Below are 22882 nucleotides of genomic sequence, written 5' to 3' on the forward strand. Positions count from 1 at the left end.
GCAACTACAGTGAGTGCAACCTTGCAACCTCACTCGAAGGAGAAATGATGACTGTCCGCGCCGACCTGAACATCTCGCTCGACGGGTTCGCTACGACCACCGATCAAACCCCCGAGAATCCGTTCGGCCTCGACTGGGGCCGGCTCGTCGGCGCCTACACGGCGACCCGCACTTTCCGCGAGCGAGTGCTGCACGACGAGAGCGGCGAGGGCACGACCGGCGTCGACGACCATTACGCACAGGCCTACTTCGCCGAGGTCGGCGCTGAGATCATGGGCGCCGGGATGTTTGGACTCCACAACTTTCCGGACGACCCCGACTGGCGCGGCTGGTGGGGCGACGAGCCACCATTCCGGGTGCCCGTATTCGTGCTCACGCACACAGAACGCCCACCGATCGAGATGGCCGGCGGCACAACGTTCGAATTCCTCTCCGCCACACCGATCGACGCACTCGCACGGGCACGGGATGCGGCTGGCAGCAAGGATGTGCGGATCGGCGGTGGTGCAACGGTGGTGCGCGACTTTCTCAAAGCGGGACTCATCGACCAACTCCACGTCGCAATCAACCCCATCCTGCTGGGCAGGGGCATTCGCCTCTGGGACGACCTCCGGGAACTCGAGTCGAACTACGACGTGAGTTCCGAGGTCGCGGAGAGCGGCATCATCCATGTCACTTTCCAACGAAACAGAAATCGCTCCTGACAAGTAACAGGAGCGATTTCTTCTGCGTGGTTCCGTGGCGCCGCTACGGCGCCGTCGGCCCCTGCCCGATACTGAGCCATCCGTCGGAAGAACCTCCCGGCGCAGCGGTCCCATTCGACTTCATTGCCTTGAGTTGACGCTCAATGTCGGAGCGTGACGCCAACTCGGCCAGCTGGCGCTCGATGTCGGCATCCGGCGCCGCCGTCAGGTCCTGGAGGGCGCCGCTGGACAGCAGTTCGTCGGTGGCCTGCGCTCGGGCCTGCATTTGGGCGACGCGATCACGCGCCCGATCGAGGCTGGCGCCGATATCGTTCATGTTCGCGCCGATCCCCGCAACTGCCTCGTTCGTCCGAACCTGTGCTTCGGAGGCGCTGTAGGTGGCCTTCATCGTCTCTTTCTCGACGCGGAACGCGGCAATCTGCTCGGCCAGCCGACGTTCCCGCTCCTGCAGCTGGGACATTTGGTTCTGCAGCGAGCTGTGCTGCGCTTGCAGCTTGCCGACCTGCCCTTCGAGCCCGGCGCGGCGTTCGAGGGCAGCGCGAGCGAGATCCTCGCGCCCCTGCTCCATCGCTTCCTGAGCCTGAGAGCCCAGGCGCCCGTAGCGCGCGCCCATCTCCTCGCCCTGCAGCTCGATCCGCTTCTTCGCCGTGGCGACTTCGGCGACGGCTTGGCGCACCTGGTGGAGCAGCTTCACTTGTTGCTCGTAACTGTCGTCGAGGGCGTCGCGCGGGTCCTCCATGCGGTTGAGTGCCTTGGAGGTCTTGGTGCGAAAGATGGTGCGCATCCGTGCGGTGTTGTCGCTCATCACTGGACTCCTCTGGTCTGGAAAGGATCATTTGATCGGTACCGGGTGGTGGTGTCGGCGCGTGCGTCGCCGCCATTCAGGTGTGCCAACTCCACCAGACCCGCGTGCAGGGCAGTCACCTCGAGGTCGACCTCGGCACGAAGGGAAGAGAGCGCAGCCCCGGTGGGGTCGCTGAGCCCGTCGGCGACGGCTGCCCGCAGCTCGCGGATCATGTCGGAGATCTGGTCGACCGCCAGGCCCGCTGCCGCAAGCTCATCGGTCAGTGCGCCGGAATCCGTCTCGCTCTCCATCAGAAGTAGCTGCGCCTGCAGCGCGGCCCCCTCCGCCTCGATGCGCCGGAACAACCGGGGAAGGTCGCCGCGACGGCCGTTACTGCGAACGGCGAGATCGATGGCCGCCCGTCCGCTGTCGAGGGCCTCGTCGAGTTGCAACTGCAACGCGAAGACCTTGCGTCGTGGACCCCAGCTCATCTGCGCGCGACTCTTCAAGACCGCCCCGTTGACTGCGCGACTGCGGCGGATGCGGCGATACAGCATCCGCACGATCAGAAACAAGGCGATCCAGGAGAAAGCGGCGATGGCAGCGATGGCTGCGAATGAGAACAGCATCCCGAACAGGATGTCCATGAGTTGCACCTCCGTGAAGTCTCCGCCGCGGCCGCATTGTCGCAATCGCGATATAACTCAACTTACGCGCGTGGCGGCGCCAATGAAAGAAGTCTCGACAGATCCTCAGTGACGAAGCGAACCGCATCCGCGGAATCGCACACGTGCAACGCTTGCTGCTCAGAGCGCCTGCGACCGCGCCTCGGCGAGCGAGAGCTCAAGCAGCGTGCGCAGCGCGCCGCGATCCACTCCCGTCAACCGCGTGAGGTAGAGGCAGACCTTGCTCGCGCGAGCATTGCCGAGCCTGGCCACGAGATCAGGCCAGCGCTCCGAGAAGTTCTCGGGGAGGTAGATCGTGTGCTTTGTCGGGCCTGGTGCGAAGGCGAGCAACGGTGAGCGGCCGCCGTGCCCGCTCTGATAGTGATACCTGAACTCACCGAAACCGATGATGCGGCCCGCCCACACGACCGGCGGCTCACCGCTGATCTCGCTGAAGAGCGCAAGCAGTTCGTCGGCTTCGGCACGCCGGGGACCTGTGGCGCGGTCGAGCACCTCCGTGACCGGCAGGTCGGACGGCGACATCGCGGGCTGCTTCGCTCCCATGGGGGCTCCTCACGATCGTGTTGGATGACCCAGCGTACTGCGGGGGCACAGCTGTGCCGCGGCGGATGTGGCTGCCTGGGCTGGTCGGCGCAAGAGCCAAGACTTCCGGAGAGGATCGGGAAATACTGGGCGCATGGGAAAAGTGACGATCTCCTTTGAAATGACTCTCGACGGGGTGTTCGACCAGATGGAGCGGTGGTTCGATCCGAATGACCCCGGGGTGCAGCGAGCCTCCGACAAACTTGTCTTCGGTGCGGACGCAGTTCTGCTCGGTCGGGAGAGCTACGAGTTCTTTCGCGAGTACTGGCCGGCACAGACCGACGACCGTGGCTTCGCCGCGCACTACAACGCGCTCCCCAAATACGTGGCCTCCCGCACGCTCTCGGGTCCGCTCGACTGGAACGCGACACTCATCGAGGGAGACGTGGCCGAGACGGTGCGGCGCCTCCGTGACCAGTACGACTCGATCGTCTCCCACGGCTACGGCGAATTGGCCGCCACGCTCGTCGACGCCGGGCTGGTCGACGAGATTCACGCCGGCATCCATCCGTTCATGGTGGGCAACGCCGAGATTCGGCTGCGCACACCGCATCCCGTCGGCCTACGCCTACTCGAGGTGCAGAGCTACGACTCGGGAATCATCGCCGCTCAGTACGCACCGGTTCGCTGACACGCTGGGGGCCTCATGCGGAGGGCCAGGCGATTCCGAAGCACGCACGGCAATGGGTAGCGATTCGGTGCGGTGCGTGGCGGTGGGCGGTGCCTGCCACATTTCGATGAAACGCGGCAGGCTCCTGCCTTGCTTTGATACCGATGACAGAACAGACACCGGTGAAGGCGGTTCCTTCCAAAACTGCACCAGGTGCCGCTCGAACAGTGATTCCACGACCGCGTCAAAGGCTGCGTCCCGCCCGTTGGCGTGGAGCCGAGCGCGATAGCTGCCCTTCTCCTCACCCCTGATCGTTCCAACGTCCTTCCGTTCGAAGCTCGCCAAATCACTGAAAGAGGCCCGACCTTCCGGGAGCATCAGGGACAGCTCGTGGATGTCTTCCCACCCTGGCGGCGCGGTTGTCTCCGGTCTCGCGTCGAGCACCTCGACAGTCAAGCCAATGGGGCCCGCATAGATGCCTGTGGAAACCAAGGGCACTGTCAGCGAGGTGTCCTGCTTCTCGCCGCGCACCGCCTCATGCAAGGCAGCCACTGGGTCCACCGGAGGAAAGGGTTGCATGACGAAGTACACGACATGCTGCCATGCACGAATCTCGAAAGCGGCAGCTTCGATCACATCACCAGCCTCACAACGCGATAGTCGACGAGCAGAGAGCCAGTCGGCGACATCTCGCTTCTGATCGTTTCGAGATGAATCGACGGCAAGCCATCGAAGAGGCGTCGTCCGCGGCCGGCAATCTTCGGCGCGATCACGAGCCGGAGTTCGTCGACAACGTCAGCGGCGAGCAACGACTGCGCGACCGAGATGCTTGCGTGCACGCCGACATCGCCTCCGCCCTCCTGCTTGAATTCCCGAACGAAATCGATGAGCCCTCCGTCGATCGCGGACGTATTGGCCCAGTCTCGGTCAAGGGGAGTCGACGTCGCGACATACTTCGCGACCCCATTGATGAATGTCGCGAATGGCTCGATCTCACTGCTCGGCCAGAACTGCGCCCACTCGGCGTAGCTCCGCCGACCGAGAATGACCGCGTCTTGTGTCGCGATCACTGCGGCAAGATTGGCGTCCATCGCGTCATCCCAGTCAGCGAAAAAACTGTCTGGGTTCTCGGCAACCCCGTCGAGGGACAACAACTCGTACACGATAATCTTTCGCACGCTCGGCACCTCCGATTTGGCCTCGATGCTACTCGCCGACTTGCCATTCTCCGAGTTCGGACCCCGGCCGTGCTGAACGGCAGCGACACGGATGGTCTCGCCACGGAGGGCATGTCAACACTGACCGCCATCGGCTTCCAGACCATTGGGCCGGCTCGACTGAGACGCACTCGACTGACATGCAAGCGACGACCACCATCGAGTATCCGGCTGGGAAGGAACCGGAGGCAAGGCACGTGTTCAGGAGGGCAGGCTCGCCTCAATCGCAGCGATGACGGCCGGGGCGTCGGGCACCGTGCGAGGGCGGAAGCGGTGGACCTCACCGGCGGGAGTCACCAGAAACTTCTCGAAGTTCCACTGCACCTTGCCCGCCTTACCGTCCGCATCGGCGGTCTTCTTCAGCTCGGTGTAGAGGGGGTGCTCATGACGCCCGTTCACTCGCACACGATCGAAGATCGGGAAAGTGATGCCATACGTCGTGGAGCAGTACTCCTTGATGGCGTCGTTCGAACCGAGTTCCTGTAGGAATTGGTTGCTCGGAAATCCCAGAATTTGGAGTCCGCGTTCGCCGTACTGCTTTTGCAGCGTTTCGAGCGTCGCGTACTGCGGAGCGAGCCCGCATCGGGACGCGACATTGACGATCAACAGCGCCTTACCGTCGAACGCAGCGAGCGAGGTCTCGTTGCCCTCCATAGTCATGAAGGGGATGTCGCGAATAGTCATGTCAGTAGCAACGTCAGGTGAAGGTTCGACATTCCGTCCGCGCACCAAAGTAAGCCTTCGGCCCTTTTGCCTCGGGCCTAGCGCTTCTTGCCCCCAACACCAGGCACGGATGCGACCTGCTTCATCCACGCGGCAACCTGGCGTTCGTCGAGGTCGTCGACGGACTCAAGCTCCACACCCCGCGTCGATTTGCCCATCCCCACCGGCGTCACCGGCGGTACTGGCTCGAGCGCCGCGCCATTGATGAACATGAGCTTGACATGGCCGGCGAAGCCGCCGCAGCTGAAGCACCATCCGTCGCCGACGCCGTAGTACGCCATGCCCCATTTCACGGAGCGCTGCAGGTCGGGCAGCGTCTTCGCCGCCAGCGCATCGACCGCTTCGGCGATGCCTCGCTGCGGCTGCGGCAGGCTGGCGATGTAGGCGAAGACCGGCTTGTCGCCGACCGCCGCCTTCGCGGGGCTTGCCCTTCCGGTCATGGCTTCTGGCAGCACCCAGGCGGCGTCCCCCTGTGCCGCAGTTTGCGTGGCCGGTTTCTGGGCTTCGCTCTTGCCGATCTCCTCGCTTGTCATGGCGGAATCCTATTCCTCACATGTTCCTCACATGTCGCGAGAAGAACCTCGGGCTCAGTCAGTGCAAGGGCCCCATGAGTCGCCATATGCCCCGATCGAGAATTTCGAGTGGGGCATCTCGCAGTCACCCGACATTCAGCGCTTCGAGAATCACGACATTGAGCGCTGCTGATCGCAGAAACACCGAGCGCTTTTAGCCTTCACACTCTGGCCATCTGCGGCCCGGCATGGTTCGCTGGGATCGCGGCCCGCTCGTGCCGGGCCGTATGAAGGGGATGTGATGTCTGCGGCAAAATCTGGGCATCGGGTGATCGTGTTCCTCCAGGAGAACAAGACCACGGATTTCTATTTTCCGACCATGGCGGCATGGGGTGCCGACGTGGCCGATCACGGCAACCTTCTGGCTATGCCGCCGAATTTTGATCAGCCGCATGATCGAAACGCTTGGGTGCACTATGCAATGGGCGACTATCTTGCAGTGGCCGCACAGATTGACAATGACTCGGTGATCCCCTTCTACAGCTGGTTGGCGAAGCAATTCGTGTTCAGCGATCACCATTTCGGGCCTGGTTCGAATTCCACGCCGGGGCATATGCTCGCCGTTGGCGGACAGATGCCGACGCTGAAGAATCCGCCGTTCGTCGGCCCGGGCCCGGTATGGGATATCCCCTCGATCTTCACAGTCGCGGAAGCGGCGAAGGTGTCCTGGGCTGCGTTCCCCGACCAAAGCGGGTACCCGACGAAGTTCTATAAGAGTCTGAGTGAAGCACCGGGCAATGCGAACGTGTTTCCACCGAACGCGTTTATTCCGATGGCGAAGGCGGGAACCCTGCCGCAGGTCTGCTACGTCTGGAGTCCGGCGGGCTACGACGAGCATCCGCCGCACGTGAGCGACCCCGGCTATGTGACCAAAGGGCAGGACCTGGTCTGGTCCCGAGTCCAGGCGGTCATCGACGGGGGCGGCTGGGAAGAAACCACGTTCATCCTTACCTGGGACGATTGGGGTGGTTACGCCGACTCGGTCCCGACGCCGGTCATCGAAACGGTTCCCGATCAGCTGCATCCGAACGGATTCTCCATCATCGGCGGCTCGCGGATTCCGTTGGTCATGTTCGGCGGCATGGTGCCACAGCGCATCGACTCGGAATGGCATTCGCACGCATCCATTCCCAAAACGATCATCGATCTCCTGGGCCTGCCGTCGATGGGGGTACCCCGGGTGGATGACGCGCCTTCACTAGCGCACCTCGTCGAGGCATCACTGAGAAGACCGATCCCACCGGTGCCGGGCGCGACGATCAGCCAGCCCACCACGCCGCAGCCGACACCGACACCAGGTGCACCACAACCATGGCCGGGACAGCTGGATGTTCAACTACCGGCGCTCGTGACCTTGGACGGCAGTGTGCTTCCCGCGCCGACCGACGGTGTGGTGCATCCCAACCCTCCGAAGCCGCCCAAAACGTAGAACCCCTGCCGATCCGGGAGGGTCGCAAGGCCGGCCTACGGGCGACCGGACTGAAGACGTCGCACCCAGGACAGAACAGTCACCGTCAATACAGTCACCGTCAATCCGACAATCCGCCGCTCACCCGGTTGAGAACCGTCGCGCTCGGAAGTCAGCCAAGAATTCTTCCGCGCCTGTCGATCTGGGGTCGCGCCGATCGACCTCTGGGTGAGAAGGTCGAACGGCAACCTTCCAGTCAGCCCGCAGAGCGTCGCTCAAGTTAGCAAATCAACAATGTACCGGAATGGGAATATACAAAATGTCACTCAAGAATGCTGACCCTCAAGTCACCCAGTACATCGATAACTCTGAGGATTTCGCCAGACCAATCCTCAATTATCTGAGAGAGCAGATACATGAAAACTGCCCCGATGTAGTGGAGTCAATTAAGTGGGCTATCCCGCATTTTGACTACAAAGACGATTTCATGTGCGTGCTGGCTTCAGCCAAGAACCACTGTTCCCTCACATTCATAAAGTCTGAATTCATGAACGATCCCCGGTTTGCAGGCGGCAAAAAGGTAAAGCCGGGCCAGCGATTTTTGAGCAGAATCACGAGTATGTCCGAGCTGCCATCAGATGAAGAGCTCGCAGGCTTTTTCAAAGAAGCGATGGATCTAAATGACAGGGGCGTAAAACTCGACAAGACAGCCAAGGCTGCACCGAACAGCAAACCAGTGGAGACTCCGGCATATTTCTTAGAAGCACTATCGACAAACTCCGGTGCCAAACAGGTTTTCGAAAACCAATCAGCGTCATTCCGCAAGAACTACATCGTTTGGCTTGAAAGTGCAAAGACTGAAACCACACGACAACGGCGAATAGATGAAGCCCTGGAATGGATCGCCGGAGGCAAGGGTCGATTCTGGAAATACGAAAAGTAGAAAGGCTCGCAAGTGCACGCGCCATCCAGACTCCGAGCGCCAGCGTCGAGCGCCGAGGTAACACAGTGCTACTAGGACTGGGTCGCGAGGGCGTGGCCGATGAGCCGTGCAACGCCCGCGGGGTCGACGAGCCAGGGGGCATGCCCCGCGTTCATCTCGTGGAGGGTGGAGTTCGAAATCCGCCGGATCGAGACTCGTGCGCGCTCGATGGTGAGGTAAGGGTCGTTCTGCCCAAGGACGAAGGTCGTCGGCGTCATGATCGCGGCGAGTTCCGATTCGTTGAGCGCGCTCTCGGCGCGGGGCGTGCGAAAGTGGTTGATCGCGTGCATGACACTCGCCACCGATCGCGCGTTCCCCGCACGGCGCGAGGAGAGCGAGAGGACTGCGGCGAGTTGTTCTGGCAGTGCCGCCGACTCTGCCCGTCCGAGGGCTCGCTTCAGCAAGAGCTGATAGGCGCGTGCCGGCATCGGCGTCCGAAGTATCACCTCACCCAGCCCGGGGACGTCCAGCAGTGCGAGCGGCATCCGCACTTGCGTGCCCGCAAGCGCGACGGCTGGGGCACCGGTCACGACCAGTCGTGAGATCCGCCGTGAGCCGGTGGCGGCGTGCCAGAGCGCGAACATGCCGCCCAGGGAATGGGCGACCACAGGCGCTGCGTCCAGTTCCAATGCATCGAGGATGTCTTCGACGAACCCCCGGGCTTGTTGTCGCACCGTTCCACGCGTGAAGGTCATCGGGTCGGACAGGCCGTGGCCCGGCAGGTCCACGGCGTGCAGGCGGAGGTTGGGGAGAGCGACGAACAAGGGGGCCCAAACCGCGGCGCTCAATGCCACACCGTGCAGCAGAACGACCGAGGGGCCGCTCCCATGTGAGAGCATCCGCACTCGCACTCCGCTTCGTGAGAGCCGATGCATGGACTCGTCCACCTCGACTCCGAGGTTCGCAAAAAGTTCCCGCTCCGCCTCACGGATGCGGTCGTCCAGGTGGTCGTGCCTGCTCATTTCGCGCTGCTCTCATCGGCGGCAGACACCACGGCGAGCTGGGACAACCACGTCCGAATCGTTCGTTCGTCAGCGTCGCTGACGCTGCCGAATGCCGCATGTTCGATCGCCCTGGCCTGTGCGGTCGCCGACGCGAGCAGGGCGCGGCCATTGAGCGTTGGCCACATCAAGACGAGCCTCTTGTTCACCGCTCGTCGCTCAAGTAAACCGGCTTGCTCGAGCGCTCGGGTCGCGGTGTGCATCGTCTGCCGCGTGACCTGTGCGAGGCGGGCGAGCTCCGAGGTGGAGAGCTCCTCACGGGTCTCGAACAGGCTCAGGATCGAGTACTCCTGCGTGGACAGCCCCACGTCTGCCAATGCGTCGCCCAGCCGCGCGCGGAAACGCTGATGGGCAAGACGAAACAGGTACCCCAGGTTCGCGTCTGGACCAGGGCCATCCAATAACTGAGTTGTAAGCTCATCTGACATGTGTGCTAGCGTAGCAGATGTCAGTCACCCTGACATGGAGGTTTCGGCAAGAAAGCGAGCACCCCATGAAGATCGTTGTTGCTGGCGCGAGCGGTGTGCTTGGCCGTCAGTTCCTGCCCCTTCTCACCTCGAGCGGCCATGAAACCATCGGGCTGGTTCGAACAGAGCGAGGGGCAACGCGAGTGCGCGAGCTCGGTGGCGAGGCCGCGTTCGCCGACCTGTTGAATCGAGATGCGGTGGTGCAGGCGCTCGAGCGATCGCGACCGGACGCCGTCGTCCACCTCGCCACCGCGATCCCGCCGAAACTAGATCCTCGGAAGATGGCCCGCCAATTCGAGGCCACCAACCTCCTGCGCACCACAGGCGCAAGAAACCTGCTGGACGCGGCGGACAAGGTCGGAGTGCGACGCGTGATCTCCCAAAGCCTCGCCTACGGCTACGACCCGGATGCTGCCGGCCTGGCAGTGGAGGACGACGCCTTCTGGGCCCGGCCGCCGGCGCAGTTCCGGCCCATTATGAACTCCCTGCAGGAGCTTGAGGCGCGGACGCGGGAGTCCAACGGGGTGATCCTCCGGTTCGGCCACCTCTATGGCCCGGGGACCATGTATGCATTGGGCGGCTCCTTCGCTGCCGATGTCCGCGCCGGAAAGCTCCCCATCGTGGGCGGCGGAACCGCCACCTTTTCCTTCATCCACGCCCACGATGCCGCCATGGCGCTTCTCGCAGCGCTGGAATCCGACGTAACGGGGCCGTTCAACATCGTCGACGACGAACCCGCGCCCATGAGCACCTGGCTGCCCTATTTCGCCGAGCAACTCGGAGCGCCCGAGCCGAAACGGTTCCCGACTGCCATCGCCCGGCTCGCCGTCGGCGGTTGGGGTGTGGCCTACACGACCCGGCTGCGCGGCGCCGACAATACGCGCGCCGAGCAGGTTCTCGGATGGAAGCCGAGTATTTCGAGCTGGCGCGCTGGTTTTGCGAAACCTCACACCGGGTAGGGTCAGGGACTCACGCAGTTCATGAGGCAGGCGGGAAGTCGTCGGCGATACCAGCAATGTCTGTCTCGATGTCCGTGGATGCGGTGTGGAGCACGGCCGGCTCCGGAACTGCATGTCGGCCAAAGCTCGCGTGAGGCCTATCTTTCGTACCAGCCCTCGAGGAGAGCGCGTCCAAGGGTGCCGTTGAAGAGGTTGAACATCAGCCAGGCGGGCGTCGCTTCCCGGTCAATCTCGACCCTCTCGGCGGCGAGTGCGATGACCGCGAATATGTAGCGATGCCTCCCAGTGCCTGGCGGCGGTCCGGCGCCGCAGTAGCGCGCCATTCTGGCGTCGTTCGGCAGCTGAAAAGCGCCCAGCGGGAGCCCCGAGCCGGACTCGTCGCCAGCGCCGTCACGCAGGTCGGTAACGTTGCCGGGAATGTTCACCACGGCCCAATGCCAGAAGCCGGTTACTGTGGGCGCTTCAGGGTCGCACATGGTGACCACGAAACTCTTGGTCGCCGAGGGGAAGCCGCTCCAGGAGAGCTGCGGGGAAACGTCCTCGCCGCCTGCGCCGAAGATGCCGCTGACCTGGGGCATCGCAAGCTTTTCACCTTCCCGCAGGTCGGTGCTTGTCACCAAGAAGTTGGCCGCTGGGGGAAGATTCTCGTAGGGATTCCAGCTCATTTGGATCTCACTCATCATGAACGAGGGAATTGATCGGCAATAACCGATTCTATTACTCATGAAGCACGGAAGCACGGTCCCTGTGCATCGACTGGGCCGCACGGGATGTGTCATGTGGACCGGCTTGTAGGCACATGTATCCTGGGCCCACGCACAGTCTTCCAGCAAAGGAGCGCCACGTGTCCGACGCCCTGCACGACCTCCTCACCCGTCACGTCGAGGCGGGAACGATGCCCGGCGCCGTCGCCACCATCGGGGCGCAGTGCGAACCGGTTGCCATCGGCCTCGCTGCTCCGGGAGGGATGCCACTGCGAACCGACGCGATCTTTCGCATCCAGTCGATGACGAAGGCGATCACGGCCGTAGCGGCGCTGCGTCTGGTGCAGGACGGCGTGATCGCCCTGGATGATCCGGTCGCCACCTGGTTGCCGGAGCTGGCCGAGCCGCGCGTGCTCGTTCGCCCCGACGCTCCGCTCGAGGACTCGAGACCGGCACGCCGCCCGATCACCGTGCGGCATCTACTCACCAACCAGTCCGGTTACGGCATGATGACCACCGACACCCCGCTACGGCAGGCAATGGTCGACGCCGGGGTGGAGGCCGGCGCCGAGCCTGTGGATCGCGGTGCACAAGACTGGCTCAACGCACTCGCTGCTCTGCCGCTCGCGTTCGATCCGGGCGACGGATGGCGCTACCACCACTCGTTCGGACTGCTGGGCATTCTGCTCGGCCGCGTGACCGATCGCAGCACGCAGGATGTGCTGGATGCGACGGTGTTCACGCCGGCGGGCATGACAGACACTGGGTTCGCTGTCCCGCTCGACCAAGCGCATCGCCTGCCGGCAGCATTCCGGCATGGGGCCGACGGCCTCGAGCAGTCCGAACCCGCCGGGGCCGGCTTCTACGTCGCACCGACGCCGTTCGACGTGAGTCACTCCGAGCTGGTCTCGACCATCGCCGACTATCACGCGTTCCTTCGGGCGCTGCTCGACGGCCGATTGATCGGCCCCGATCTGCGGGACAAACTGCGCCGCGACCAAATTCAGAGCGCAGCGAAGGCATCCGACAGCTTCTTCCCCGGCTTCTGGGAGAACAACGGTTGGGGATACGGCGTATCCGTCGTGACGGATGGTGCCCACCGTGGACGGTTCGGCTGGTCCGGCGGCCTCGGCACCGATTTCTTCGTCGATCCCGACGGAACGATCTGCATCGTCATGACGCAGGTAGAGATGGACGAGCGGATCTTCGCGCTGCTCGGCGAACTGCAGGGGCTGAGCGGTTCTTAAACTCCGTCCCGGTAGAACGAACTGATGGGATCATTTTCCCGCTGAGAGTCCCCCAACCGCACGTGCGGTGTCAGAATGACGCCATGCGAATTGAAGACTGGTGGCCATCTCTGGACTCGTCAACCCAGCAATGGTTGATCGACAACAATGGCGACGTCGTGCCGCCAAGCATTCTGAACCAGATCACGGCCGTGGCAGGCGAACCCGCTGCCGATACTTCCTGGGTTGGGGACAACCTTCCGGAGGGGTTCTTCCTCTCGGATGAGGCAATCGACTGGATCGAGAAAACGGCGAACGATGAGGGTTCAGTGGACGAGTAGCCGGGCCCGTGTCAGGACCGGCTTGCGGGCGGGTTCTCTTGGCGATATCAGCGGCCTAGAGAGGTGAGAGCCTGGGTCGGGAGCAACGCCGAAGGTGCGACCAACTGACTAGTCCTCCGCCGCGGAATTCTCGACTGCGAGTTATTTCGTCCGGTTTCTTTCTGTCGTCGACGATCGTGGGTGAAGACTGGCCATGGTCAAGACGGGGCGCGCACGTGTCTGGATGTGGACGCAAGTGTTCAAAACGTGCCTTTTGGGCACCCTCGGGATACTGCTTCTGGCGCATGGCATTTTCGAGGTGCGCGACGGCATCAATGTCATCGGAGGACTCATCTATCTGGCGGCTGGTTTGTTCATAATCGTTCTCGAACTGGGCCTCCTGGTGTTCACAATCTGGCTCCTCCGACGGGTTTCGGCCAGCAACGCGTTGGAAGAGGTTTGAGCTGATTGAACGGCAACTTGTTCGTCCGGCATTGTTGGCGACTCTCGGCCGTGTTGCTAAAGCGGGTGTCGAGTCAGCGGCAGGTGGTCCCAATAGAATCGCTTGCATGCGGCACGCATGGATCACGACGATACGACGCGATGGAAGCCCTCGGACGTCGCGCGTCTGGTTCGTCGAGAGTGGCGGCGGCGTCTGGATAGCGACAGCTGAAGCGAATCGCAAAGTCGCCGATATCCGCCGCGATTCGCGATCGACGTTCGCGATCGAGGGCCACCACGGCGCGCAAACGATGACGGCGAGTATTGAACCCATCGACTCCGAGCCGAGCGTTCTGGCGTTGTTCAAGCGGGACTATGACGGTTGGGATGCCGCCGACCCTGCGGCCGACGGACCGCGTGTTCTGATTCGACTCATGCGCGCGTAGCTAGTCGGCCTTTAGTAACACGACCTAGTTGACTCGCTCAGAATGCAAAGGGAGTCGACCTATCACCTGCAGACCGCGGGATCCTCGAAGACACAGGACAGATGCCGTCGCCCCATAACCCGACAGGTCAGCCAGCTGCCTTGCGAATGTGCTCTGCGATCGTCCGCTCCGTCCCAGGGGTCAGTGCGAGCACAGCGAATGATGTGACCCAGAGGTCGCCGTCATCAAGTTGTGCTGACTCCTCGAACCCGAGCGTTGCGTAGCGAGTGGTGAACTTCGAGGCAGCCTTGAAGAACACGACGACCTTCCCATCCGCGTCGGCGTATGACGGGAACCCGTACCAGGTTTTTGGAACGAGATGCGGAGCCACCTCGGAGACGATCCGATCGATTCCTTCGGCGAGAGCTCGATCATCATCCGGCAGCGCAGCGATCGCCTCGCGGACTGCCTGCTCCCCTGCGGCACGGCTCTTCCCGGCTTTCTCCTGCGCTCGCAGCTCGGCGGCGCGCTGCTTAACGGCCTCACGTTCTTCTGTGGACAGTCCAGCGGTCTTCTCAGCCATGTCTTGCTCCTCATTCATCGATGTGTGGTGGCCGCTCCCGGCCTACAATCACACTACGGCTCGCCACCCAGGGCGCACTTCTCGAATCCTGATCGATTCCGCTGGACCCTCAAAATGGTTCCGCTCGCGATGAGCAGGCGGATGCAAGCGTCTCTGTCGGAGGTTCCATTTACGGTGTGTGATATGAAGATGCTCCTACTGTCCCGATTTGTCGGCGCTGTTCCGAAGTTCCTTGGCGCAGCCAGCGCGGGTTCTCGAGCTGCATTACGTATCGCTTATGTCGATGATGCTTCGCAACCTCTGGGTGATGCCCCGTTCGTTGGCCGCGAACGCGCCCAGCTCCAGGACCTGGGCTATACCCTCGTCCCTGTGACGATTGGTGACGGTACCGCTGCTGATCTTTCCGCCATTCTTGACAGCGCGGATGCGGTCTATGTTGCCGGAGGCTTGGCCGACCATCTGATGGCTGTGCTGCGTCGTACAGGTGCCGACTCGGTCTTGGTCGAACGGATTCGCGCCGGACTCCCCTACATCGGGGCCAGTGCCGGCGCGATGATCATGGGAACAAGCATCGACCCGGCGATTGCCCTCGATGGTCACACTGATGGAGTTTCCCTCGGGGATCTCAGTGGGCTCGGGCTCGCGGACGTGGTGATTTTGCCCCATGCTGATGGGCAGCTGCCGCCCTATCCTCCCGCGACGATCACTGAGGTGGCTCGACGGTTAGAAGGAACGCCCGGCTTGACGCTTCTCGCTGACGACGACGGTTTGCTCGTAGAAGACAATCATCTGAGCCGCGTGGCGTCCCCTGCCACGTGACGCACCTCCCCGATGACACGGGCGGCGTCGGGGAAAGCTCCGGGGTTCACGCCGGGGCAGTTGAGGCGAAGCTCAGATCCTGTTCGTTGCTGCGGCGACGGCTTCGATATAGGTTCATGCTGTTCAGCGTTGAAGCTTCTTTGGTGACTCTCCGGGGTGAGGGACAGTTGCCTGCGCGGAAGGATGTTGCCAATGGCGGAGCTGGAACTGATCGGCGTCCCGTTCGACGGGTACGGCCGTTCCGGCAATCTGGCACGCGCGTCACGCGTGCTGCGAGCGGCAGGCTTCGTCGATGCCTTCGAGATGCACCGTGTGATCGACGCGGGAGACCTCGACCTGCCCGAGCCGAACGCCGACCGAGCACTCGGTTCCGGGTTGGTCAACGAGGGCGCCCTCATCGCCATGGCCGATGCGCTCAACGATCAGGTGACCCGTGCAGTCAGGGGCGGGCGCTTTCCCGTGGTCTATGGAGCCGACTGTTCGACACTGCTGGGCTCGGTCACCGCGCTCAGAGACGCGGTCGGCACCAGCGGACTCCTATTCATTGACGGGCACGAAGACACCATGCCGCTCGACGTATCCGAGGACGGGGAAGCAGCGAACACTGAGATCGGTCTACTCCTCGGGCTGACCGGTCGCTTCGCGCCAGAGTCACTCAGAGCAAGGATGCCAGCGATCGAGCCGGATGCCCTCGCGATGCTCGGCCCACGGGACGAAGAGTGGCGGCGCCAGTTCAACGTCGGATCGTTGCGGGAACGCGGCATCTGGCAGCGAAGCGTCGAGGAGATCGCCGCGGACCCATCGAAAGTCGCCCGGGAGGCGGTTGCTCACCTGCGAGTGACCGCGGAGAACTGGTGGCTGCACGTCGATCTCGACGTGCTCAACCCGGACGAGTTCACGTCTCAGGGCGTCCCTGGCGTCGAGGACGAGCCAGGCGGACTCAGCTGGCAGCAACTCACCGACCTCGCCGTGACCGCAGCCGGAATGGAAGGATGCCGCGGCTGGAGCGTCGCCATCTACGACCCGGATCAGGACGTGAATCGCACGGACGCCGCGAAGATCGTTCGGTTCGCCCGTGAAATCGGATCCGTGCTCACCTGAACGCCTTCCATTTTGCGCCGTCACCAACCGCCGCGCGTCGGCGTATGGCCCTTGCGGGCATCGTCGGGCATGGCCATTTCGGCCCGCAGACCCAAGAGTCGGATCGGACGCCCCTCCTCGATTTCGGCTGCCAGGTCTAAGACCCGCGCGAGGATTTCGTTCCCGTCGGACGTGTCAGGAATCTTCCTCGCGCGGGTCGTGGTGACGAACGGCGCGTAACGAATCTTGAGGGTCAGCCCGATCACGGGCCGTCCTTCGGTCACAACATCCTCAAGCACACGCGCGGTCAGCTCCCTCACGGCGTCATCCACCTGGGCGGGGTCGGTCAGGTCGTGCTGGAAGGTGATCTCTCTGCTATGCCCGCGCGCAACCCAGGGGGTGTCGTCCACAACGCTCGCGCCATCCCCACGTCCGAGCTGCGCGTACCAAGGCCCCATCTTGGGGCCGAATTCTGGGACCAGTTCTTCGGGGTCGCACGCAGCGAGCTCAGCGACCGTCTTGATACCGTGTTTTGCCAGCCGGCCCGACACCTTGGTCCCCACTCCCCACAGCTCTTTGGTGGGCCGACTGCCCATGACGTCGAGCCAGTTTCCCGCTGTGAGACGGAAGACGCCGGACGGCTTGGCAAAACCGGTGGCGACCTTGGCTCTCACCAAGGTGTCGCCGATGCCCACGCTGCAATGCAGCTGAGTTCGCTCCAGAACAGAGGCCTGCACCCGCCGGGCGTAGGCTTCCGGATCCTCTGACTCAATGCCCAAGAAGGCTTCATCCCAACCCAGCACCTGCACGGTGGCGTCGGGCCGCGCGCGCAGGGTAGCCATCACCGTTTCCGACGCCTCGAGGTACGCCTCCTGATCGACGGGCAGGATCACAGCGTCGGGCACCTTTCGGGCCGCAATGCGTAGGGGCATTCCGGAACCGACGCCGAACGCCCTCGCTTCGTAGGATGCGGTCGACACCACAGCTCGTTCCGTGGGGTCACCCCGACCGCCGACGATGACCGGCTTGCCCGCAAGCTCCGGTCGCCGGAGCACTTCGACCGCCGCGATGAACTGGTCAAGATCGACGTGCAGCACCCACCGGATTCCGCTCACGCCACCAGTGTGCCCTGAATCTCCCTCGCAGGCATCGGCTCTCGATCTCCATGGCTGCCCCGCTCAGCGGGCATTTCAACGGGCGAGTCAGGGCTCGGGATGGCCGGACGCTGGCGTTGGAAACGATGAAGCGAATTGCGGCCACTGCTTCGGGCCATGGCATTGAGCCACGTATTAGAGGATGGCGTGGTCGGGATGTTGAGCGTCGTACTCTACCCGTGATTTTCCGATGCTCTCCCGGTGTTCGAGGTTCGAGCGACCAGTCTGCGAATTACTTAGTCTCGCGATCACCCACAAGAAAATCTCCAGTCATACGCGCAGAGTAGCGGAGCGTTCTGAGATGCGCAGGAGAAGATCGGCGAGATGAATAATATCGGCGGCCTCGGTCGGGTCTTCGAACCGCACGATCCTGTGGCTCGCCGGATTCTTGAACGCGCCTATTGTTCCGGCGAAGAGCGCCTGTATGGCTTGGCGTTCCGCTGCCACATCCCCTGTGGAGAGCACGCCCTTCTCCGGATGGAATGCATCTCTCATCATCTGTGTGCCGTAACTTTCTGGCCCTAGCTTTGCGAGTTCTCTAACCCGCACTTCGATTTGGTGGGTGGCTGCGAAAACGGCTGTCTGATAACTACCGCGTTCGAACAGCAATCGGGCCTCACCGAGAGCGGCGTGGAGGTCAGCGTGCAGCCGGTATGTTGCTTCAGCATGCCCGGCGCTGCCAGATTCGGCCGCCGCACGCCCCGCAGACGTGAGCCGGTACTCTCCGGCCGAACCACTTTGTTGGGACGCCGGACCGACGAGGCCTCGTGAGATCAACCAGCCGAAGGCATCTGCGAGTATCTGGGAGAGGTCCAAGTCTACGTATGACAACGGCATCACAGTGCGACCATTGATGCGCAGTGCCTTGTCGCTCAGGCTCGCTTCTGCGTGCGCGCGCAAGTCTGGAATCGACCACTCCGGCCTAGGCGACACTGCCATTGACTGAGCTAACAGCATGCCAGCCTCCGAAGCCGACATTTGGGCAAGCGTCCGGATAGAGACATCAACACCCTGCGCGATGGTGAGCGTCATTTGGTCTGATTCTTGGACCTTCACTGGCATCCCCTTAACCTGCGTGCCCGACTACCGGGGCATGACGCCACCGTATCTCACCCACAACGACGCCGGACGTGCGTCGATGACAGGACCAGCTGGGTAAGCGTTGACTGTTGCGGTAGTCGGGGGTTCTCCCGCAACGATGCAACTCTCCCGGCCAGCGAAAAATACACCGCGTCCGCGTACGTAGCGGTCCCAACCGCGACGTGAGATTGAGTTTGTTTCAGCTGAATTGCCTCTCACCTTTCGCCCTGGCCGAATTGCAATCTGCTCAGCATCCTCCAAGATTTAGGAATCTGGTGCACCCCATGGTTGACCATTCCATGGGAGCTCTCCCTCCACAACTCATCAAAGGTCTCCAGCGCTAGGGGATGGTGATGGAGGATGCGAATAGTGCCAGCCCTTTGATTTGAATCTGGGGCCATCGCCAGCAGCGTGCATGGCGAGCAGAACCCAATGCCGCTCGACCACGCCAGAGGGCCCCCTGGGCGTGCCTTTGATTTTCTGTCCTCTTCCTCTTATGACTGCTAGATCCCAGCCGTATTTTCAGTCTCGAACCCATCAGCTTCGTCCAAATACCCCCGTCAGGGTTACAAAACAGTCAGATGTCCGATTCGCTAGGCTCTAGAAGCGCGTCGCCTTGGGGCGCCCAACCGAGAGGCTCCTCATGCCGTACCTTTTCGAGAGTCTCGGCGCAGAGAGCTTTCAAAAGTTCAGCCAGGCGCTGCTTATCGGCGACTTCCCGGATCTGCAGTGTTTTCCCGTGGGTCAGCCTGACGGTGGTCGGGACGCGCTAGGGGACTCATTGTCTGAGGACGGCGAATTTGTCGCAGTTCAGGTGAAGTTCCGGCGCGACGACGAACCTGAGAACGCCAAGTGGATGATTGCCGCTCTCGAAGGCGAGCTTCCCAAGATCAAGAAGCTCATCGAAGGAGGCGCAAAACAGTACATTATGGTCACCAATGCGCGCGGTACAGCCCATCCCGGTGGAGGTCGAATAGACCTAGTTTCAGCCTGGTTGGCGGAGCATGTCGCGATCCCGGCAATGTGTATGTGGCGAGATGACTTGGAAGGTCGGCTTGATCGTGCGGACTCCAACCTTAAGCTCTCGTATCCGTCTCTCCTGAGCGGGAATGACACTCTCGTTCTAATATCAATGGCCCTGATCGGTCAACGCAGCGAGCGAATCGGCCGGACGCTCCGCGCATTTGTTTCGGAACAGTTCCGGAAGGACGAGCAGGTGAAGTTCAGGCAAACTGAGCTTGCCAATTCCCTTCTGGGCCTCTTTGTCGATGTCCCTCTCGATGTCCAAGATATTTACTTCAATATGAACCGTAGCTCGTCAGATCATGACGCAGTGAGAGGAGCGGTCGGGCGTCACGTCAACCTCGCGAAGAGCCGGCGGCGCGGCACGTTCGACACCCACTCCGACTTTGCCTTCATTCATACACAGGTGACAGCCGGTGCCGCCGATTTGCTTCTCGACCGAGATATCCAGCGACTAGTGCCCTGGATTGTCCTGCAAGGGGCTCCAGGGCAAGGCAAGTCCACTCTCGCCCAATACGTCTGTCAGGTGCATCGTGCACGCTATCTGGGAAAATCGGACTTCTTGGCGAAGATATCGGAGCCCCACGCGGCCGCAGCTTTTCGTTTACCTTTCAAGGTTGATTTACGAGACTTCGCTGGATACATCGATGGGCGGGGATTTCTCTCGATCCCTGCAGAAGAGACTCCATCACCCCGCACATTAGAGCGCTTTGTCTCTCAGCTTGTTCAGCTCCAGTCAGGCGGCCTCGATTTTTCGGCTGACGACCTCGCTGAGACCGCGGTCGCACTCCCCGTTCTTCTCTTCCTAGACGGGCTCGATGAAGTAGCTGACCTAGATCTGCGGGAAAAGCTGGTTGAGCAGATCAATGAAGGTTTGAATCGCTTGCGTGAACTCGGGTCGGATATTCAAGTTGTGGTCACGAGTCGCCCTTCACTGTTTGGGAAACGTCCGCTTCTATCGAACAAGCGGTTTAGGAAGTTCGATCTTGCCCCTATCGAAGAGGAAACGATTCGGGAGTACGCCGCGAAATGGGTTGTTGCGCGGCGCTTGGAGGAAACGGACGCAGAGGAGGTTGTCGAGATTTTGGAGCAAAAGCTCGATCTCCCTCATATCCGTGAGTTGACGCGCAACCCGATGCAACTGACGATTTTATTGACTCTGATTCACTCTCAGGGCCACTCGCTGCCCGACATGAGAACAGACTTGTACCGGCAGTACATGGACACATTCATGGCCCGTGAGTCCGAAAAAGATCAACGAGTAAGAGAGCACCGGCTCCTTCTTCTTGAGATCGTCGAATTCCTTGCGTGGACGCTGCAGAGTGGTGCTGAGGCAGACGGGTCAGCGGGCAGCATCACGCGCGAGGATCTCCGTCAGTTGGTGGCCGACTACCTGTCTGCAGGGAGCCACAACCCTGGAATTCTCGAAGACCTGTTCTCGGGCGGACTGGAACGGGTATACGTCCTCGTTCAACGGGTAGAAGGCCTGTATGAGTTCGAGGTTCAACCGCTCCGCGAGTACTTTGCTGCGCGGTACCTTTATGCCAGTGCCCCGCAGTGGACCTCGCGGCACAGGGTTGCTAGCGGCGACAGGGCCCAGCGATTCGAGGCGATTGCAATAAGCCCGTACTGGGCGAATGTGACGCGATTTTATGCAGGATTTTACGACGGTGGCGGTTTGGGGGCTCTGGTATACAGCCTGCAGGCTCTCATCGGGTCCAAGGACGTTGCGGCTTCTTTGAACGCCAGAAGCGTGGGTGCGTCGCTACTTACAGATTGGATTTTCAGAGCGAAGAAGCGCCCCCAAGCTGATCTCGTCCGCACGGTTTTTGATCACCTTGGTGTACATTTGGCGGCGAACGGACAGCTGCCCGGATTCGAGCTCGGAACGCTCGATCTTGAGTGCGGGCGAGACGAATTGGCGGACATTATCTTCACCGAGCACATCATCGGAGATGAAAATGTGCCTTCCAACGTGATGTGTGCATTGCTCCGGCGAAATGGAGGAGAAGTGCTCGCGACGAGATTCGTTGAATGGTGTGGAAAGGCCACCGGCGAGGAGCGAACTCGTCGGCTCTCAATCGCTTGGCGATCCGGCGCAGGATCTGGTGTGTCCTCTGAGGACGCGGCGCAACTCGTCTTGGGCGATACTTCAGACGAGCTTCATCACAGGAACCGTATCTCGGATCTAATCAATCATTCGCCAGCGACTCTGGAAAGCTCCGAAACGCTCGGGACGACAGCGAAACGAATCATCCTCGAGTGGGGCGGTGCGGTTTCGAACCACCCTGTCACGGAGCTCTCACTACTCTCGACTCTTCTGTCGGCAGATACATACGCAGGCGCTCGAATGCACGAAAAATTGATCAGGCCGATAGACATCGGACACGAGGCGCCCTCAGGTGACGTAATCGAGAAGCTGCTTGCCATTCGCGAAACGCTGGAACGCCCGCACAGCCGGCTTGGGATCGCGGCCTGGTATCAGATCCTCTCAGTCGTCCGAGACGAATTCGATCTCACGTGGGGTACGTACAAGCTGATGCTCGATGCAATAGCCAGTTTTTCCCCGAAAGCAAGGGATGCCGGGATTAAGAAGGGCGAAATCGAAGGTTTTGATCCAATCTTCCTCGCTGGGCTGCAGGCGAGAACCAGAGTCTCTATTTCTTGGTGGCGTAGCCACCTGGCGACGGGGGATGAACGTCAGCAACTTTTCTGGCTCGCAATGGCCTTGACCTGGGCGTCGTCATCTCAGTTGATAAGTCTTCGAGACGAGATCGTATCCCGAGCTGATGGCCTCAATAATTTAGACTACGCTCGGCTGCTCCTTGCCGTGAGATACAGCCGCCATATCCGGCGGTTCGCGGGTGTTCGTGACAGAAGCGCAGTTGCTCTTCCTGAATCGACGACCGTACGGGTTTCCGGACTGATGCTTGCGGTGATCGGCCCCAACGAACGGGAGTCAATACCTGGTTCCGCGCTTGGTGACGCCGAAATAGGCAATTATCTGGCGCATGCAGATGCGATGAAGCGTACCGAAGGGTTCGAGGGGTGGAGGGGCCTGAATACGAGGCAGTCAAACAAATGGCTGGAGATTTTCAGCGCAGCACACTTGCTTCGGGCCCCCATCGACGGAGTGTCGCTGAGGCATCTATATCCGCGAAACCCCATGGGCAACGTGCCGGCCGGAAAGGTTCTCGCTGCACCGGAGCATTACCAGGGGCACCTTTTGGAGGCAGCGGTCTCAACCTTCCAATCCACCTATCGCGTAACCGCAGTTCGTGACGTCGCTGTTGCCGAGTCGTGGACCTTCGAGTAACTCAGCTTCTTCGGGA

At 61.7% G+C, this 22882-nt stretch carries 25 protein-coding genes; 12 read left to right on the plus strand and 13 right to left on the minus strand.

Annotated features, from left to right (window positions below):
- The first annotated feature begins 44 nt into the window (after nt 1-44).
- A complete protein-coding gene (locus AB4Y63_RS01395; RefSeq protein ID WP_441789241.1) occupies nt 45-704 on the plus strand; it encodes a dihydrofolate reductase family protein in 660 nt (219 codons plus the stop codon).
- 43 nt (nt 705-747) lie between these two features.
- On the opposite strand, the gene AB4Y63_RS01400 is transcribed toward AB4Y63_RS01395, so the two are convergent.
- The 3 genes from AB4Y63_RS01400 to AB4Y63_RS01410 all read right to left on the minus strand — a co-directional run bounded on the left by AB4Y63_RS01400 (nt 748) and on the right by AB4Y63_RS01410 (nt 2717).
- Nucleotides 748-1509 carry a PspA/IM30 family protein gene (locus AB4Y63_RS01400; protein ID WP_441789242.1) on the minus strand — a complete coding sequence of 254 codons (762 nt, stop codon included), beginning with the start codon at nt 1507-1509 and terminating at the stop codon, nt 748-750.
- On the minus strand, nt 1509-2135 hold the full coding sequence (locus AB4Y63_RS01405) for a hypothetical protein (protein WP_441789243.1): 627 nt from the start codon (nt 2133-2135) through the stop codon (nt 1509-1511). The genes AB4Y63_RS01400 and AB4Y63_RS01405 overlap by 1 nt, the downstream gene beginning before the upstream one ends.
- Before the next feature lie 159 nt (nt 2136-2294).
- Entirely contained in the window at nt 2295-2717 is a 423-nt protein-coding gene (locus AB4Y63_RS01410) for a DUF1801 domain-containing protein (protein WP_441789244.1), read from the minus strand.
- Nucleotides 2718-2850: 133 nt separating this feature from the next.
- On the opposite strand from AB4Y63_RS01410, the gene AB4Y63_RS01415 reads away from it, so the two are divergent.
- Nucleotides 2851-3387 carry a dihydrofolate reductase family protein gene (locus AB4Y63_RS01415; protein ID WP_441789245.1) on the plus strand — a complete coding sequence of 179 codons (537 nt, stop codon included), beginning with the start codon at nt 2851-2853 and terminating at the stop codon, nt 3385-3387.
- Here AB4Y63_RS01415 and AB4Y63_RS01420 read toward each other — a convergent pair.
- The 4 genes from AB4Y63_RS01420 to AB4Y63_RS01435 form a co-directional block, all read right to left on the minus strand.
- Nucleotides 3325-4002 carry a hypothetical protein gene (locus tag AB4Y63_RS01420; protein ID WP_441789246.1) on the minus strand — a complete coding sequence of 226 codons (678 nt, stop codon included), beginning with the start codon at nt 4000-4002 and terminating at the stop codon, nt 3325-3327. The genes AB4Y63_RS01415 and AB4Y63_RS01420 overlap by 63 nt on opposite strands.
- A complete protein-coding gene (locus AB4Y63_RS01425; protein WP_441789247.1) occupies nt 3999-4544 on the minus strand; it encodes a dihydrofolate reductase family protein in 546 nt (181 codons plus the stop codon). The genes AB4Y63_RS01420 and AB4Y63_RS01425 overlap by 4 nt, the downstream gene beginning before the upstream one ends.
- Nucleotides 4545-4784: 240 nt before the next feature.
- Nucleotides 4785-5267, minus strand: a complete 483-nt coding sequence (locus AB4Y63_RS01430) for a glutathione peroxidase (protein WP_441789248.1) — start codon at nt 5265-5267, stop codon at nt 4785-4787.
- A 77-nt stretch (nt 5268-5344) separates the two neighbouring features.
- Complete coding sequence (locus AB4Y63_RS01435) at nt 5345-5839, minus strand: DUF1801 domain-containing protein (RefSeq protein ID WP_441789249.1); 495 nt, start codon at nt 5837-5839, stop codon at nt 5345-5347.
- 280 nt (nt 5840-6119) lie between these two features.
- Here AB4Y63_RS01435 and AB4Y63_RS01440 point away from each other — a divergent pair, with 280 nt between their 5' ends.
- Both AB4Y63_RS01440 and AB4Y63_RS01445 read left to right on the plus strand, forming a co-directional pair.
- On the plus strand, nt 6120-7307 hold the full coding sequence (locus AB4Y63_RS01440; RefSeq protein WP_441789250.1) for an alkaline phosphatase family protein: 1188 nt from the start codon (nt 6120-6122) through the stop codon (nt 7305-7307).
- Between the two features lie 298 nt (nt 7308-7605).
- On the plus strand, nt 7606-8229 hold the full coding sequence (locus tag AB4Y63_RS01445; RefSeq protein WP_441789251.1) for a YdeI/OmpD-associated family protein: 624 nt from the start codon (nt 7606-7608) through the stop codon (nt 8227-8229).
- 71 nt (nt 8230-8300) lie between these two features.
- Here the strand turns inward: AB4Y63_RS01445 and AB4Y63_RS01450 are convergent, their stop codons facing one another.
- Both AB4Y63_RS01450 and AB4Y63_RS01455 read right to left on the minus strand, forming a co-directional pair.
- A complete protein-coding gene (locus AB4Y63_RS01450; protein WP_441789252.1) occupies nt 8301-9230 on the minus strand; it encodes an alpha/beta fold hydrolase in 930 nt (309 codons plus the stop codon).
- On the minus strand, nt 9227-9697 hold the full coding sequence (locus AB4Y63_RS01455; RefSeq protein WP_441789253.1) for a MarR family winged helix-turn-helix transcriptional regulator: 471 nt from the start codon (nt 9695-9697) through the stop codon (nt 9227-9229). The genes AB4Y63_RS01450 and AB4Y63_RS01455 overlap by 4 nt, the downstream gene beginning before the upstream one ends.
- A 65-nt stretch (nt 9698-9762) precedes the next feature.
- Between AB4Y63_RS01455 and AB4Y63_RS01460 the strand changes: the two genes are divergently transcribed.
- Entirely contained in the window at nt 9763-10695 is a 933-nt protein-coding gene (locus AB4Y63_RS01460; protein WP_441789254.1) for an NAD-dependent epimerase/dehydratase family protein, read from the plus strand.
- A gap of 137 nt (nt 10696-10832) precedes the next feature.
- On the opposite strand, the gene AB4Y63_RS01465 is transcribed toward AB4Y63_RS01460, so the two are convergent.
- Nucleotides 10833-11360: a YbhB/YbcL family Raf kinase inhibitor-like protein gene (locus AB4Y63_RS01465; protein WP_441789255.1), complete on the minus strand. Its 528-nt coding sequence runs from the start codon at nt 11358-11360 to the stop codon at nt 10833-10835.
- A 179-nt stretch (nt 11361-11539) separates the two neighbouring features.
- Here AB4Y63_RS01465 and AB4Y63_RS01470 point away from each other — a divergent pair, with 179 nt between their 5' ends.
- The 4 genes from AB4Y63_RS01470 to AB4Y63_RS01485 all read left to right on the plus strand — a co-directional run bounded on the left by AB4Y63_RS01470 (nt 11540) and on the right by AB4Y63_RS01485 (nt 13832).
- Entirely contained in the window at nt 11540-12646 is a 1107-nt protein-coding gene (locus AB4Y63_RS01470) for a serine hydrolase domain-containing protein (RefSeq protein ID WP_441789256.1), read from the plus strand.
- A gap of 83 nt (nt 12647-12729) precedes the next feature.
- Nucleotides 12730-12966 (plus strand): hypothetical protein, encoded by a 237-nt coding sequence (locus tag AB4Y63_RS01475; protein ID WP_441789257.1) that lies wholly within the window; start codon nt 12730-12732, stop codon nt 12964-12966.
- 193 nt (nt 12967-13159) lie between these two features.
- Entirely contained in the window at nt 13160-13408 is a 249-nt protein-coding gene (locus AB4Y63_RS01480; RefSeq protein WP_441789258.1) for a hypothetical protein, read from the plus strand.
- Between the two features lie 106 nt (nt 13409-13514).
- Nucleotides 13515-13832 carry a pyridoxamine 5'-phosphate oxidase family protein gene (locus tag AB4Y63_RS01485; protein WP_441789259.1) on the plus strand — a complete coding sequence of 106 codons (318 nt, stop codon included), beginning with the start codon at nt 13515-13517 and terminating at the stop codon, nt 13830-13832.
- A gap of 127 nt (nt 13833-13959) precedes the next feature.
- Here the strand turns inward: AB4Y63_RS01485 and AB4Y63_RS01490 are convergent, their stop codons facing one another.
- Nucleotides 13960-14394: a hypothetical protein gene (locus AB4Y63_RS01490; protein WP_441789260.1), complete on the minus strand. Its 435-nt coding sequence runs from the start codon at nt 14392-14394 to the stop codon at nt 13960-13962.
- A 183-nt stretch (nt 14395-14577) separates the two neighbouring features.
- Between AB4Y63_RS01490 and AB4Y63_RS01495 the strand changes: the two genes are divergently transcribed.
- Nucleotides 14578-15213, plus strand: a complete 636-nt coding sequence (locus AB4Y63_RS01495) for a Type 1 glutamine amidotransferase-like domain-containing protein (RefSeq protein WP_441789261.1) — start codon at nt 14578-14580, stop codon at nt 15211-15213.
- 192 nt (nt 15214-15405) lie between these two features.
- Entirely contained in the window at nt 15406-16314 is a 909-nt protein-coding gene (locus AB4Y63_RS01500) for an arginase family protein (protein ID WP_441789262.1), read from the plus strand.
- A 20-nt stretch (nt 16315-16334) separates the two neighbouring features.
- Here the strand turns inward: AB4Y63_RS01500 and AB4Y63_RS01505 are convergent, their stop codons facing one another.
- A complete protein-coding gene (locus AB4Y63_RS01505; protein WP_441789263.1) occupies nt 16335-17408 on the minus strand; it encodes a DNA polymerase IV in 1074 nt (357 codons plus the stop codon).
- 309 nt (nt 17409-17717) lie between these two features.
- Nucleotides 17718-18509, minus strand: a complete 792-nt coding sequence (locus AB4Y63_RS01510) for a TIGR02391 family protein (protein ID WP_441789264.1) — start codon at nt 18507-18509, stop codon at nt 17718-17720.
- Nucleotides 18510-19170: 661 nt separating this feature from the next.
- Between AB4Y63_RS01510 and AB4Y63_RS01515 the strand changes: the two genes are divergently transcribed.
- Nucleotides 19171-22866, plus strand: a complete 3696-nt coding sequence (locus AB4Y63_RS01515) for an NACHT domain-containing protein (RefSeq protein WP_441789265.1) — start codon at nt 19171-19173, stop codon at nt 22864-22866.
- Nucleotides 22867-22882 lie beyond the last annotated feature (16 nt).

This window comes from Leifsonia sp. YAF41, from assembly GCF_052113185.1.
In the GTDB taxonomy this organism is placed as follows: Bacteria; Actinomycetota; Actinomycetes; order Actinomycetales; family Microbacteriaceae; genus Cryobacterium.

Excerpts from the sequence above, each read along its gene's own strand:
- AB4Y63_RS01410 (WP_441789244.1), bottom strand. The coding sequence starts at position 2,717 with ATGGGAGCGAAGCAGCCCGCGATGTCGCCGTCCGACCTGCCGGTCACG.
- AB4Y63_RS01495 (WP_441789261.1), top strand. The coding sequence starts at position 14,578 with ATGAAGATGCTCCTACTGTCCCGATTTGTCGGCGCTGTTCCGAAGTTC.
- AB4Y63_RS01500 (WP_441789262.1), top strand. The coding sequence starts at position 15,406 with ATGGCGGAGCTGGAACTGATCGGCGTCCCGTTCGACGGGTACGGCCGT.
- AB4Y63_RS01455 (WP_441789253.1), bottom strand. The coding sequence starts at position 9,697 with ATGTCAGATGAGCTTACAACTCAGTTATTGGATGGCCCTGGTCCAGAC.
- AB4Y63_RS01480 (WP_441789258.1), top strand. The coding sequence starts at position 13,160 with ATGGTCAAGACGGGGCGCGCACGTGTCTGGATGTGGACGCAAGTGTTC.
- AB4Y63_RS01465 (WP_441789255.1), bottom strand. The coding sequence starts at position 11,360 with ATGAGCTGGAATCCCTACGAGAATCTTCCCCCAGCGGCCAACTTCTTG.
- AB4Y63_RS01415 (WP_441789245.1), top strand. The coding sequence starts at position 2,851 with ATGGGAAAAGTGACGATCTCCTTTGAAATGACTCTCGACGGGGTGTTC.
- AB4Y63_RS01450 (WP_441789252.1), bottom strand. The coding sequence starts at position 9,230 with ATGAGCAGGCACGACCACCTGGACGACCGCATCCGTGAGGCGGAGCGG.
- AB4Y63_RS01475 (WP_441789257.1), top strand. The coding sequence starts at position 12,730 with ATGCGAATTGAAGACTGGTGGCCATCTCTGGACTCGTCAACCCAGCAA.
- AB4Y63_RS01395 (WP_441789241.1), top strand. The coding sequence starts at position 45 with ATGATGACTGTCCGCGCCGACCTGAACATCTCGCTCGACGGGTTCGCT.
- AB4Y63_RS01445 (WP_441789251.1), top strand. The coding sequence starts at position 7,606 with ATGTCACTCAAGAATGCTGACCCTCAAGTCACCCAGTACATCGATAAC.
- AB4Y63_RS01435 (WP_441789249.1), bottom strand. The coding sequence starts at position 5,839 with ATGACAAGCGAGGAGATCGGCAAGAGCGAAGCCCAGAAACCGGCCACG.
- AB4Y63_RS01405 (WP_441789243.1), bottom strand. The coding sequence starts at position 2,135 with ATGGACATCCTGTTCGGGATGCTGTTCTCATTCGCAGCCATCGCTGCC.
- AB4Y63_RS01490 (WP_441789260.1), bottom strand. The coding sequence starts at position 14,394 with ATGGCTGAGAAGACCGCTGGACTGTCCACAGAAGAACGTGAGGCCGTT.
- AB4Y63_RS01430 (WP_441789248.1), bottom strand. The coding sequence starts at position 5,267 with ATGACTATTCGCGACATCCCCTTCATGACTATGGAGGGCAACGAGACC.
- AB4Y63_RS01485 (WP_441789259.1), top strand. The coding sequence starts at position 13,515 with ATGCGGCACGCATGGATCACGACGATACGACGCGATGGAAGCCCTCGG.
- AB4Y63_RS01460 (WP_441789254.1), top strand. The coding sequence starts at position 9,763 with ATGAAGATCGTTGTTGCTGGCGCGAGCGGTGTGCTTGGCCGTCAGTTC.
- AB4Y63_RS01400 (WP_441789242.1), bottom strand. The coding sequence starts at position 1,509 with ATGAGCGACAACACCGCACGGATGCGCACCATCTTTCGCACCAAGACC.
- AB4Y63_RS01515 (WP_441789265.1), top strand. The coding sequence starts at position 19,171 with ATGCCGTACCTTTTCGAGAGTCTCGGCGCAGAGAGCTTTCAAAAGTTC.
- AB4Y63_RS01440 (WP_441789250.1), top strand. The coding sequence starts at position 6,120 with ATGTCTGCGGCAAAATCTGGGCATCGGGTGATCGTGTTCCTCCAGGAG.
- AB4Y63_RS01510 (WP_441789264.1), bottom strand. The coding sequence starts at position 18,509 with ATGCCAGTGAAGGTCCAAGAATCAGACCAAATGACGCTCACCATCGCG.